This is a genomic window from Nonomuraea sp. B5E05 (genome assembly GCF_039880665.1).
GTDB lineage: Bacteria > Actinomycetota > Actinomycetes > Streptosporangiales > Streptosporangiaceae > Nonomuraea.
The window spans coordinates 48,742-60,597 of sequence record NZ_JBDPMJ010000014.1; the positions used below are offsets into that span (position 1 = coordinate 48,742).

Genomic DNA, 11,856 nt, shown 5'->3' on the forward strand with positions numbered 1-11,856 from the left:
CTGGGGTTCGCGAACATGGGGGTGGAAGGGACCGGGGTCACGGCAGGTTGGCGGCCCTGGCGGTGTGGCGGAGCAGGAGGGCGGTCGTCACCGGCCCCACGCCGCCGGGCACCGGGGTGAGCGCGCCAGCCACGGCCGCGACCTCGTCGGAGGCGACGTCGCCGGTCAGCCCGCCGTCCTCGGTGGGGTTGGTGCCGACGTCGATCACCACCGCGCCGGGCGCGACGTGCGCGGCGCCGATCAACCCGGGCCGGCCCGCCGCGGCGATGAGCACCTCGGCCGTGGAGGTGACGCAGGCCAGGTCGCGGGTGCGCGAGTGGCAGACGGTGACGGTGGCGTTCCGGTCGAGCAGGAGGTGCGCCAGCGGCTTGCCCACCACGGTCGAACGGCTCACCACCACGGCGTGCCGCCCCTCCAGCCCCACCTCGTGGTGGTCGAGCAGCGCCATCACGGCGGCCGCCGTGGCGGGCGGGAACGCGGGCAGCCCCGCCGCCAGCCGGCCGAGCGAGAGCGGGTTTGCGCCGTCGACGTCCTTGCGCGGGTCGATCGCGCCGGCCAGCTCCTGCGCCGAAGCGCCCTCCGGCAGGGGCGTCTGCACCATCACGGCGTGCACGTTGGCGTCGGCGCTGAGCCGGGCCAGCGTCTCGCCGATCTGGTCGGGGGTCGCGCCGGGGCCCAGGTCGACCAGGTCGCAGGCGACGCCCACGCCGGCCGCCGCCTTGGCGATCGAGCGGACGTACCACAGGCTCGCCTCGTCGGCCGTGGCCACCACCACGGCCAGGCGCGGCTGCGGGCCGGCGGCCGCCTCGGCCTGCGTCCGGGCGCGGATGGCGGCGGCCAGTTCCTTGCCCGGCAGCGTCCTCACGGGTTGATCTCCTCGCGTACGGAGGCGGTCACGGCGCCGGCTCTGGCGATGGTCGCGTCGACGCCGGACAGGCGGCCGGTCAGCTCCTGGCGTGCCCGCTCGTCCTCGATGCCGCCCAGGTTGACCTCGACGTTCACCCTGGCGGTGGAGAGCGCGGCGCGCGCGGCGTCCGCGGCGGCGGCCACGTCGGTGACGAGGTTGCGGTTGGCGACGGGCAGCAGCATCTCGCACAGCTCGACGACGCGCGTGGCCGTCTCGGCCACGCGGGCGGGCGGCTCGGCGGCGGCGGCCAGGGCTCTGGCGATGGCGGCGCTGCGCTCCTCTCCCTTGGGCAGGCGGTAGGCGTCGGTGACCGCGGTGAAGGCCGCGGCGTCCTCCTCGGCCAGCTTCAGCGCCTGCCCCCGCAGGGCGTCGGTCTCGGCGATCACGCCGGCGACGGTGCCGGCGTGGTCGGCGTACTTCTCGCCGGTGGTGTAGCGGGCCACCATGCCGAGCAGCGCGGCGGCCTGCGCCGCGTGCAGGGCCGCGGTCGCGCCGCCGCCGGGTGCGGGCACCCTGCCGGCCAGCTCGGCCAGGAAGTCGACGATCTTTGAGTCGCGCATGGCGGCATTCTGCCAGGCTCCGCCCGGCTCATTCGCGGAACATCGGCCGCGTGGTGTCGCCGGGGCCGCTCTGCGGCGGGTACGGGTCCTGAGCGGGGCCGTACGCGTGACCGTAATCGAGGCCCTGCTCGAGGTGATGGTCGGGAGGCGGCGGGCGGTGGGTGGCCCGCCACCTCGACGGGAACATGGAGACGACCAGCGTGGTGATGCCGAGGAAGAGCAGCAGGCACGAGTAGGCCAGGGTCTGGTAGCCGCTCCCGACGGTGTCGGGCAGCCACTGGCTCGGCAGGAGCCGCTGACGGGTGAACATCTCCAGGAGGGGCAGGACGCCCAGCGCGGTGAACATGAGGCCGCCGAGCAGCGACGCCACCGGTGACAGGCGAGAGCCGACCAGGAAGGCGAGTGCGATCGCCGACACGGCGATGACGGCCAGCCCGAGCCAGGAGAGCTCGAACGCGACCCTCAGACGCGTCGCGAAATCGCCGACTCCGAACGACAGTCCGACGGCGATCAGCGGAGGCAGGAGCAGCCCGGCGACCACTCCGAGAGCATGACGGGCACCGTTTGACATGTTAAAACCCCGTTTGTTCGGCTCTGTCCAAAGCTACCGTGCGACATCCGTTCGTGTGAGGGGCCCCGTTCTCCGCGTGGACGTTCCTGCGAAATCGCTGTGAAGCCCGCCGGCGGCCGTTGCCCGCCTCGGCGTGCGCGGGCATCGTGGGCCGCATGAGATCCGCGATCCTGAAGACCGCACTCGGCGCCCTGGCCGTCCTCCTCGTGGGCGGTGTCCCCGCGCAGGCCACGGGCAAGCCCGGCACGCTCGATCTACCCGACGGGTTCCAGCCCGAGGGCATCGCGATCGGGCCGGGCCCGTACGCCTACTTCGGCTCCCGCGCGACCGGTGACATCTACCGGGCCGACCTGCGTAGCGGGAAGGGGTCCGTCGTCAGCGAGGGGCCGGGCACGCCGTCGCTCGGTCTCGAGACGGACGGGCGGCGGCTGTTCGTGGCCGGTGGGACGGGCGGCGACGCCCGGGTGGTCGACCTGCGCACGGGCAAGGTGATCAGGTCGTACACGCTGGCCACCGGCGAGTCGTTCGTCAACGACGTCATCCTCACCCGCGGCGCCGCCTACTTCACCGACTCCACCAACCCGGTGCTCTACAAGCTGGAGCTCGGGCGCGGCGGCGCGCTCCCCGCCAAGGCCGTCAAGATCCCGCTCAAGGGCGACATCCAGTACGGCACCGGCATCAACGCCAACGGCATCGCCCCCAGCCCCGACCACAGGTCACTGCTGATCGTCCAGTCGAACACCGGCAAGTTGTTCGAGGCCGACCCGTCCTCCGGCGCCACCACGGAGGTGGACCTGGGCGGCGAGGCGCTCACCAACGGCGACGGCCTGCTCCTGTCAGGCCGCACCCTGTACGCCGTGCTCAACCGGCTCAACACGGTCGCCGCCATCGAACTGGCGCGCGACGCCTCGTCCGGCAAGATCGTCAAGCGGCTGACCGACCCCCGCTTCGACGTGCCGACGACGGTCGCCGCCCACGGCCACCGCCTCTACCTGCCCAACGCCCGCTTCACCACGACGCCGACACCGGAGACGCCGTACACGGTGGTCGCCGTCAAACGCTGACAAGGACCGCGGGGCGCGGCCGGTCCGCGCTCCCGCGGTGGTCAGCGGACCTGGCCGTTCGCCGGGCGCAGGGCCGCGAGCTGCTGCTCGAACGGGACGACCTCCTCGGCGTCGTCCCGCCGGGGCGCGCGGTGCTCCATGAGAGCGGCCAGCTCGCCCGCCGCGCGGGCGACGCGCTCGCCGAGGCCGTCGGTGAAGGCGTCGCCACCGCCGCCCCAGTCCTCCGAGGCTGCGTAGACGGCCGTCGGGACGACGATCGCGCGCAGGTAGGCGAACAGTGGCCGCAGCGCGTGCTCCAGCGCCAGCGAATGGCGGGCGGTGCCGCCGGTGGCGGCGATGAGCACGGGCTTGCCCTCCAGCGCGGTGTTGTCGATCACGTCGAAGAAGCTCTTGAACAGTCCGCTGTACGAGCCGCTGAAGATCGGAGTGACCGCGATGAGCCCGTCGGCCTCCGTCACGTCCTCGATCGCCGCCCGGAGCCGGGCGTTGGGGAAGCCGGCCACGAACGCGCCGGCGACGTCCACGGCCAGCTCGCGCAGCTCGATCACGCGGACGTCCACCGGCTCCGCCCGCTCCTCCAGCCGCCGGCGCGCCGCCTCGGCGAGGCGGTCGGCGAGCAGGCGGGTGGAGGAGGGCTGCGTCAGTCCGGCCGTGACGATGGCGAGCTTCATGTGCGTCGCTCCTTCCGGAGGTTCTTCGGGGAATCGGGGTCAGGCGGTGACGGGCGCGCCGGAGTCCTTCGCCGCGAGCAGGGAGGCGTGGGTCGGGGCGCCGGGCACCTCGGCGGGGCGGCCCTTGGCGAACTCCTCGCGCAGCACCGGCACGACCTCCTCGCCGAGGAGGTCGATCTGCTCCAGCACCGTCTTCAGCGGCAGACCCGCGTGGTCCATGAGGAACAGCTGCCGCTGGTAGTCGCCGAAGTGCTCTCTGAACTCCAGCGTCCTGTCGATGACCTGCTGCGGGCTGCCCACCGTGAGCGGCGTCTCCGCGGTGAACTCCTCCAGCGACGGCCCGTGGCCGTACACGGGGGCGTTGTCGAAGTACGGGCGGAACTCCCGGACCGCGTCCTGCGAGTTCCTGCGCATGAACACCTGGCCGCCCAGCCCGACGATGGCCTGCTCGGGCGTGCCGTGGCCGTAGTGGGCGTAGCGCTGCCGGTAGAGGTTGATCAGGCGCATGAAGTGCTCCTTCGGCCAGAAGATGTTGTTGGCGAAGAAGCCGTCGCCGTAGTAGGCGGCCTGCTCGGCGATCTCGGGGGTGCGGATCGAGCCGTGCCACACGAACGGCGGCACCCCGTCGAGCGGGCGCGGCGTCGAGGTGAAGCCCTGCAGCGGCGTGCGGAAGCGGCCCTCCCAGTCGACGACGTCCTCGCGCCACAGCCGGTGCAGCAGCGCGTAGTTCTCGATGGCCAGCGGGATGCCCTGCCGGATGTCCTGGCCGAACCACGGGTAGACCGGCCCGGTGTTGCCCCGGCCCATCATGAGGTCCACCCGGCCGTCCGCCAGGTGCTGCAGCATGGCGTAGTCCTCGGCGATCTTCACCGGGTCGTTGGTGGTGATCAGCGTCGTGGCCGTGGACAGGACCAGCCGTTCCGTCCTGGCGGCGACGTAGCCGAGCATGGTGGTCGGCGAGGACGGCACGAAGGGCGGGTTGTGGTGCTCACCCGTCGCGAACACGTCGAGGCCGACCTCCTCGGCCTTGAGCGCGATCGTCACCATCGCCTTGATGCGTTCGCGCTCGGTCGGCGTCCGGCCCGTGGTGGGGTCGGTGGTCACGTCGCCCACACTGAAGATCCCGAACTGCACTTTAGTCACCATCCATGACTGTTGAAGCTTTGACGATAAGCGTAGCGCCCAAGCCCGTCCCGGTATTCCATCATCCGCCATCGCCGGTGGACGAGCCGTGGACGGATGACGCCGGTCCAGGAAGCGCGGGTCAGAGCGCGTTGATGTCGGCGGGTCCGAGCACCCGCCGGGGCGCGCCGCGCTCGGCGACCGTGATCATCGCCCGGCCGATCTGCCCGGCCGTGGTCGCCGTCGCGGGGAAGACCCTGCGCAGGACGGGATAGAGCGGCCGGACGACGATGTACGCCAGCCGGTGGAGCCCGGTCCGTGCCGTGACGCCGCCCGCCGGCCGGGCGGGGCCCGGCCTGAACACGTAGGCCCGCAACGGCAGCGCGAGCAGCGCGTCCTCGGCCGCGCCGTCCGCCCCGCCCGCCGACACGTACACGAAGGCCGAACCGGGGGTGAGCCGCGCGAGCGTCTCGCCGGCGGCGTACGCGTGTTCCGGCTCCCCCGGGCAGAAGAAGCACGCGTCGTGGCCGCGGAGCCCGGCCTCGATCGGCGTCAGGTCGAGCAGGTCGGCGTGCACGATCTCGCGCAGCCTGTCATGGACGACCCCCGTCGGGGCGGGGCCGACCGCGAGCACCGCGGTCACCCGGTCGTCGAGCAGGCACGCCCGCAGCACCCCGCGCCCGACCGTCCCGGCCGCCCCGAACAGGATCACCTTTACGTCTGGCTCGCCCCCTGCTCCGGCCTCGACCCCGGTGGCTCCCTAGTCTGTCATCGGGTCCGGGCGGATCTCGGTGAAGAGCCTGAGCCTCGCCTGCCGCAGCCGGTGCCGGGCCTCGGGCGGCCAGCGCAGCGCGAGCGACGGCAGCCGCGTCTCCAGCACGATCTTCAGGTACGGGCGGCCGGAGCGTCCCCCGGGCACCTCCGCGCACAGGCCCGACACGCGCGCGAAGGCCTGGCGCCGCCCCAGCCGCAGGGTGCCCTGCCCGCTGATCTCCTGCGGCACCCGGCCCGCACCGAGCTCCACCGCCTCCCACACCAGCTCTTCCCGGTCGGGCAGCGGCAGCGGGAATCTCAGCGCGAAGCCGGCCAGCGATCCGGCCGGCCGCAGGTAGATCGAGCCCTGGAACGACGGCAGCGTGCGCAGGAGCCGCGGGCCGGCCGAGATCAGCCCTTCGCTGGCGTCGACGTCGATCCGCGGGAATTCCGGGTCGGCGTAGGAGGCGTCCGGAGTGGACGGCACGGGGAATCACCTCGTCCAGGAAGCTCGGCTAAGAACAGATCTACTCATAAGACGCATTACGCCGCGCAAATGTGACAAGGGTCCGTTGTGGGGCGAGGGCGCGCTCACCCGGGTCACTGTTCCTGGTCGGTGACCCAGACGGCGATCTGCGTGCGGGAGGTGAACCCGAGTTTGGTCAGGATGTGCTCGACGTGTCCCTCGGCGGTGCGCTGCGCGATCACCAGGGTGGCGGCGATCTCCTTGTTGCTCATGCCCTGGGCCACGAGGCGGGCGATCTCCATCTCGCGACGGGTCAGCGGCTGCGCCGGCGCGGCCCTGCCGGGCTGGGCCGCGCCGGCGCGGGGCGCGCTTTCCTGCGGCGCGTGTTCTTCCAGGACGTACGCGAGCGCCTCGTCGTAGGAGAGCCGAGAGCCCCGCCTGACGGCCTCCTCGAAGTCCGCTCCATCGAGCGCCTCGCGGGTGCGTGTCTCGGAGTCGTCGTAGTGGCGCAGGACGTAGACGTATTCGAGCGGCATGACGTCGATCATCCGGCGGACGGTCCGCAGCGCGCCCAGCAGCACGGCGGCCCGCTCGTGCCGTCCCTCGCAGGCGGCGATCCACGCCAGCACCTCCATGTTGAACCTGACCCCGAGCAGGTCGTCGATGGTCCGCTGGAACCGCAGGCTCTCCTTCGCGTACGCCGCCGCCCGCCGGGTGTCGCCGTGGCGGCACGTCTCCACGCCGAGCGCCATGTGCGCGTAGGACCTGACCCAGCGTTCGCCGTGGGTGTCGCAGAGCGCGATGCACTGCTCGCCCGCGGAGAGGGCGCCTGCCGAGTCGCCCCGCAAGGAGCAGGCCAGGCAGGACCAGACGAGGGAGAGCGCGAGCCCCATGGGGTCGTGCACCGCGCGGTGGAGGGCCCTGGCCCTTTCGTAGCAGGTGACGGCGGACCCGGGGTCGCCCCGGTACATGTGGATCATTCCTGAGCAGAGCATCGCGTACGCCTGGGCCGACTCGTCGCCGAGCCTCGCGCCGATCGCCCCGGCCTCGCGCAGCATCGTCTCGGCGGAGTCGACGTCGGCCTGGATGATGGCCAGCCAGGCGCGGGACCACAGGGCCCTGGCGTACACCTCATCCGGTTCGCCGGCCGCGGCCAGCCCTCGGTCCAGCCAGTCGCAGCCCTCGCCCAGGTAGGCGCCGGCCGCCCACTGGTGGAACAGGTCGGCGGCCATGGCCAGCCCGGCCGGGGCCTCCTGGGGGTCGGCGAAGCAGTATTCGAGAGCCTGGCGCAGGTTGGCGTGGTGGGCTCGCAGCTTGGCGGACCAGGCCACCAGCGAGGGCCCGAAGACGTTGGCGCGGTATCCGCCCGCGAGGCCGCGGAAGTAGTCGTGGTGCCGCCGCCGCAGCGCCGCCTCCTGGCCCAGCGCGGTGAGCCGCTCGCGGCCGTACTGCCTGATGGTCTCCAGCAGCCGGTAACGCACGGCCGGCGCCGCGGGGGAGCGGTCGTCGCGGACGAGCACCGACTTGTCGATCAGCCCCGTCACGAGATCGATGACCTCGTCGCGGTCGATGCCGTCGCCGGCGCACACCGCCTCGGCGGCCTCCAGGTCGAGACCGCCGGCGAACACGGAGGCGCGGGCCCACAGCAGTTGTTCCTTCTCGGTGCACAGGCCGTGGCTCCAGTCGATCAGCGCCCGCAGCGTCTGCTGCCGCGGCATCGCCGCCCGCCTTCCGGCGGTGAGCAGCTGGAACCGGTTGTCCAGGCGGGCCATCAGCTGCTCGACGGAGAGCGATCGCAGCCGTACGGCCGCCAGCTCGATCCCGAGCGGGATGCCGTCCAGGTGGCGGCAGATCCGCTCGATGACCTCACGGTTGGACTCGGTGATGGCGAAGCCGGGCAGCACGGCCGTGGCCCTGTCGGCGAACAGCCGCACCGCGTCCGGGTGCGTGGCCAAGGAGCCGGCGCGCGGTCCCGGGAGGTCCGGCTCGGGCAGCGACAACGTCGGCACGGCCAGCACCTGCTCTCCCTCGATGCCCAGCGCCTGCCGGCTGGTGGCGAGAATTCGCAGGCCGGCGATCGAGCGCACCATCGTCTGGGCGATCAGGGCGCATTCGTCCAGGAGGTGCTCGCAGTTGTCGAGGACCATGAGGATCTGCTGGTCCTGCAGCCGCTCGATGAGCGTGTCCATCGGCGGGCGCGAGGACTGGTCCCGGATCTCCAGGGCGCTGATCAGAGCTCTGGGGAGGAACGCCGGGCTCTCCAGCCCGGCCAGCTCGACGAGGAAGACACCGTCGCGGAAGGCCGGCCGGACCTCCGCGGCGACTCGCAGGGCCAGCCGGGACTTGCCGACGCCCCCGACGCCCGTCAGCGTCACCACCCTGGCCGCGCCGAGGACACGCCGGACCTCGGCCACTTCGTGCCGGCGCCCCACGAAACTCGTCACCTCGACCGGCAGCCGTGACACCGCACGCCGCTTGTTGAGGGTCGTCGTCACCACAGTCACCATTGCCTCGAAACCTGCGCCAGCGGATCAGGCTGCCCGAAAAGGACCAGACATAACCACGTTATGTGCCAGCCGATTCAGAGTCTGTCTCCGGCGCGGTGAGATGACGGTTGCCGCGCGCCGGCTTGTCCAGGGTCGCTGCGTTCTCTCCCCCAGCTGGGGGAGGCGGCGCGGCGGGGCCCTTCCTAGCGTGGTGCGGCGTGATGAGAGCTCTCCGGACCGGGCCACCGTGTCGCTGACGCATCCGATCCGGCTCACACGCGACACCACACGTGACACGTTCAGGGGGTCTTCCATGAGATCGAGCACGTACAGGACGCGCCGTGCGTGGCGCCTCGTCCCCGTGGCCGCGCTGGCCCTGGCACTCGTGCCGGCGGCGCAGAGCGGCGCCGCGACGGGCACGCGTGCGGATCTGCAGCGTTCACTTGACGCCATCGTCGAGGCGGGGGCGGTCGGCGCGCAGGCGGAGGTGGTCGACGCGCGGGGCCGGTGGCGCGGCGTCAGCGGCACCGCCGAGCTGGGCGAGCGGCGGCCCGTACCCGCGCGGGGCCGCTTCCGCATCGGCAGCACCACCAAGACGTTCACGGCCACCGTCCTGCTTCAGCTCGTGGCGGAGCGGCGCGTCGGCCTGGACGACCCGATCGAACGGCACCTGCCCCACCTGGTGCCCGGCGGCCGCGGCATCACCGTCCGCCAGCTGCTCAATCACACCTCCGGGCTGCGCGAATACCTGGAGGACACCGACGCGCTGCCTATGAAGGGCGAGGGATTCCTCACCAAGGTGCGCTTCGCCACGTACGAGCCTGAGCGGCTCGTACGCATGGCCGCCGGCCATCCGCCCTATTTCCCGCCCGGGACCGGCTGGCACTACTCCAACACCAACTATGTCCTGGCCGGCCTCATCATCGAGAAGGTCACCGGCCACACCTACGCGGAGGAGGTCGAGCGCCGCATCCTCCGCCCGCTGCGGCTCAGGCACACGTCCGTCCCCGGCACGCGGACGGCGATCCCCGGACCCCACGCCCACGGCTACCTCAAGGTCACCGATCCCGGCGGGGGCGTACGATCCGTCGACGTCACGCGCCTCAACCCGTCCTGGGCCGGAGCGGCCGGTGAGATCATCTCGACCACCGGTGACCTCAACCGCTTCTTCGCCGCCCTGCTCGGTGGAGAGCTGCTCCCGCCCCGGCAGCTGGCGGCCATGAAGACCACCGTCGCGACCGGGAGCCCCGACGGCGGCAGGGACGGTCTGGGCCTGGTGCGGCTGCCTCTGCGGTGCGGGGTGACGGTGTGGGGCAAGGACGGCGGCATCCAGGGCTTCTCCACCCAGTCGCTGCACTCCGAGGACGGGCGGCGGCATGTGTCCCTGTCGGTCACGCACCGCGACTTCTTTGGTGCGGACTACCAGCGGGTGATCGCCGCCCTGCAGCAGGCCGCGACCGCCGCCTTCTGCGGACGGCAGGCGTGAGAACGTCCTGGCGGTACGCGCTGCTGACCATCGCGTGGACGGCTGCGGCGGCACTCGTCCTCATAGCGCCGGGCAACCTCGTCATGCGGCTGGCGTTCGGCAAGTACGACGACCCCGCGCTCGTGCGCCAGGCACTGCTCGCCGGGGCGGGACTGCTCCTGGCCGTGGTCACCGTCCGCTTCAGCACGCGCACCGCGCCGCGCCCGCCCGAGCTCCGCCCCGACGGGACCGTCGGGCCCCCGACCTGGGCCAGGGTCGTGACCTGGGCGGCGGCGGCCGTGCCTGTGCTGGGCTTCTCGGTGCCGCATCTGCTGTGGGGGCTCGGCGTGCCGTTCGGCGTGGCGGCGCAGGCCGGTACGGAACTGGCGGCTCTCGGCGACTCCGCGGTGTTCTGGGTGATGCTCGTCATCGGGCCGCTGGCGGGCGCCCTGCTGACGCTCGGGCTGGTCAGCCGCTGGGGGCGGACCGTGCCGGGATGGGTGCCGCTCTCGGGCCGCCGGCGGGTGCCACGCGTGCTCGCCGTCGTTCCCGCGACCCTCGTCGGCCTGCTGGTCGGCCAGTACGGCGCGATGATGACGACCTGCCTGGCCTTCGGCATCACGCGGACGTGCGCCCCCGGCGGCGACACGCAGATCCTCGACGGCAGCTGGGGGTTCGCAGGGACGTATCCGGTCTTCCTGCTCTGGGGCGGGTTCCTGCTTGCCGCCGCCGTCGGCTACGTCCACACGACCAGCGCTCACGCCGGACGGTGAGCACGGCGACCGGTTCGTCCTCGCGTACGAGTGCCCGACGCGCGGGCGACCGGCCCGAGCCGGTCGCCCGCCGGGCGGCTACCCTCCGGTGCTCTCGCCGAGGGCACGGCCGTGTGTCTCGGGTGCCATGGCCAGGGAGACGACCGCGCCGGCCGAGCTGATGACCCCGACGCGGCGAACAGGGTGATCGCGGCGATGTCGACGACGTACATGACCCGCCGCCCGAACAGGTCCGCCCGGGAGCACGCTCACGGTGGACCTCGCGCCCGTAGCCGGCCTGCACACGGCACCGGTGCTGGACGTCGTCCCCGGCCCGCGCGACGACTGGTTCACCGCGGACGCGCTGCGCCTGCTCACCAGCGTTCCCTACACGGTCACCGCCGAGGCCGATCGCGTCGGCATCCGCCTCAGCGGACCCGCGCTCGGCCGCGCGAGGAACGGGGAGCTGCCGTCTGAGGGCATGGTGACAGGCGCCCTCCAGGTGCCGCCGGCGGGCCAGCCGATCCTCTTCCTGAACGATCATCCGCCCACCGGCGGCTACCCCGTGATCGCCATGGTGACGTCGGCCTGCCTGCCGCTCGCAGCGCAACTGGCCCCGGGCGGCACGGTGCGGTTCCGGAGCGTGCCGCCCCCAGAGATCACTGGAGGACGGCCAGGACACGCCCTGTCCAGCTGAGCCGTCGGTAACACGCGGAGGGGCGCACAATCCCGCCCAGAGAGCTGACACGCTGCGGAGTCTGGTGGACGATACTGGGATTGAACCAGTGACCTCTTCCGTGTCAGGGAAGCGCTCTCCCGCTGAGCTAATCGTCCTCGCGTGGTGAGGTGGTGACGGGATGCGGGTCACCGCCTCGCCTCTCGGCCGCGCCATCGAGCCGGAAGCTCCGAGCGGAAGACGGGATTCGAACCCGCGACCCTCACCTTGGCAAGGTGATGCTCTACCACTGAGCCACTTCCGCGTGTGCCCCGCTCGCGCCGGGCGACGAGAGAACTCTAGCGAATCCCGGCCTGGTCCCCA

Annotated in this window: 12 protein-coding genes and 2 tRNA genes; 4 read left to right on the plus strand and 10 right to left on the minus strand. The window is 72.4% G+C overall.

Annotated elements, in window-relative coordinates; translation table 11 throughout:
- Positions 1-37: 37 nt before the first annotated feature.
- The 3 genes from ABGB01_RS25170 to ABGB01_RS25180 are packed head-to-tail and all read right to left on the minus strand — an operon-like array spanning position 38 to position 2,038.
- Positions 38-865 carry a bifunctional 5,10-methylenetetrahydrofolate dehydrogenase/5,10-methenyltetrahydrofolate cyclohydrolase gene (locus tag ABGB01_RS25170; protein WP_347776004.1) on the minus strand — a complete coding sequence of 276 codons (828 nt, stop codon included), beginning with the start codon at positions 863-865 and terminating at the stop codon, positions 38-40.
- Entirely contained in the window at positions 862-1,467 is a 606-nt protein-coding gene (locus ABGB01_RS25175) for a cyclodeaminase/cyclohydrolase family protein (RefSeq protein ID WP_347776005.1), read from the minus strand. Before ABGB01_RS25175 ends, ABGB01_RS25170 begins: the two co-directional genes overlap by 4 nt.
- 28 nt (positions 1,468-1,495) lie before the next feature.
- The gene (locus ABGB01_RS25180; protein ID WP_347776006.1) at positions 1,496-2,038 is read right to left on the minus strand and encodes a hypothetical protein; all 543 of its coding nucleotides are present in this window, start codon (positions 2,036-2,038) and stop codon (positions 1,496-1,498) included.
- A gap of 155 nt (positions 2,039-2,193) precedes the next feature.
- Between ABGB01_RS25180 and ABGB01_RS25185 the strand changes: the two genes are divergently transcribed.
- Positions 2,194-3,102: a superoxide dismutase gene (locus ABGB01_RS25185; RefSeq protein WP_347776007.1), complete on the plus strand. Its 909-nt coding sequence runs from the start codon at positions 2,194-2,196 to the stop codon at positions 3,100-3,102.
- Positions 3,103-3,143: 41 nt separating this feature from the next.
- On the opposite strand, the gene ABGB01_RS25190 is transcribed toward ABGB01_RS25185, so the two are convergent.
- The 5 genes from ABGB01_RS25190 to ABGB01_RS25210 form a co-directional block, all read right to left on the minus strand.
- The gene (locus ABGB01_RS25190) at positions 3,144-3,773 is read right to left on the minus strand and encodes an FMN reductase (protein ID WP_347776008.1); all 630 of its coding nucleotides are present in this window, start codon (positions 3,771-3,773) and stop codon (positions 3,144-3,146) included.
- Between the two features lie 39 nt (positions 3,774-3,812).
- Entirely contained in the window at positions 3,813-4,907 is a 1,095-nt protein-coding gene (locus tag ABGB01_RS25195; RefSeq protein ID WP_347776009.1) for an LLM class flavin-dependent oxidoreductase, read from the minus strand.
- Between the two features lie 130 nt (positions 4,908-5,037).
- Positions 5,038-5,607 carry an epimerase gene (locus ABGB01_RS25200; RefSeq protein ID WP_347776010.1) on the minus strand — a complete coding sequence of 190 codons (570 nt, stop codon included), beginning with the start codon at positions 5,605-5,607 and terminating at the stop codon, positions 5,038-5,040.
- A 48-nt stretch (positions 5,608-5,655) separates the two neighbouring features.
- The gene (locus tag ABGB01_RS25205; protein WP_347776011.1) at positions 5,656-6,135 is read right to left on the minus strand and encodes a hypothetical protein; all 480 of its coding nucleotides are present in this window, start codon (positions 6,133-6,135) and stop codon (positions 5,656-5,658) included.
- A 113-nt stretch (positions 6,136-6,248) separates the two neighbouring features.
- On the minus strand, positions 6,249-8,609 hold the full coding sequence (locus tag ABGB01_RS25210) for a LuxR C-terminal-related transcriptional regulator (RefSeq protein ID WP_347776012.1): 2,361 nt from the start codon (positions 8,607-8,609) through the stop codon (positions 6,249-6,251).
- 304 nt (positions 8,610-8,913) lie between these two features.
- On the opposite strand from ABGB01_RS25210, the gene ABGB01_RS25215 reads away from it, so the two are divergent.
- The 3 genes from ABGB01_RS25215 to ABGB01_RS25225 all read left to right on the plus strand — a co-directional run bounded on the left by ABGB01_RS25215 (position 8,914) and on the right by ABGB01_RS25225 (position 11,514).
- The gene (locus tag ABGB01_RS25215; RefSeq protein WP_347776013.1) at positions 8,914-10,086 is read left to right on the plus strand and encodes a serine hydrolase domain-containing protein; all 1,173 of its coding nucleotides are present in this window, start codon (positions 8,914-8,916) and stop codon (positions 10,084-10,086) included.
- A complete protein-coding gene (locus ABGB01_RS25220; protein WP_347776014.1) occupies positions 10,083-10,838 on the plus strand; it encodes a hypothetical protein in 756 nt (251 codons plus the stop codon). Before ABGB01_RS25215 ends, ABGB01_RS25220 begins: the two co-directional genes overlap by 4 nt.
- Before the next feature lie 253 nt (positions 10,839-11,091).
- Positions 11,092-11,514 (plus strand): biotin-dependent carboxyltransferase family protein, encoded by a 423-nt coding sequence (locus tag ABGB01_RS25225; protein ID WP_347776015.1) that lies wholly within the window; start codon positions 11,092-11,094, stop codon positions 11,512-11,514.
- 62 nt (positions 11,515-11,576) lie between these two features.
- Here ABGB01_RS25225 and ABGB01_RS25230 read toward each other — a convergent pair.
- Positions 11,577-11,651 (minus strand) — tRNA-Val (locus tag ABGB01_RS25230).
- A 74-nt stretch (positions 11,652-11,725) separates the two neighbouring features.
- A tRNA-Gly gene (locus tag ABGB01_RS25235) sits at positions 11,726-11,797 on the minus strand.
- Positions 11,798-11,856: the final 59 nt, after the last annotated feature.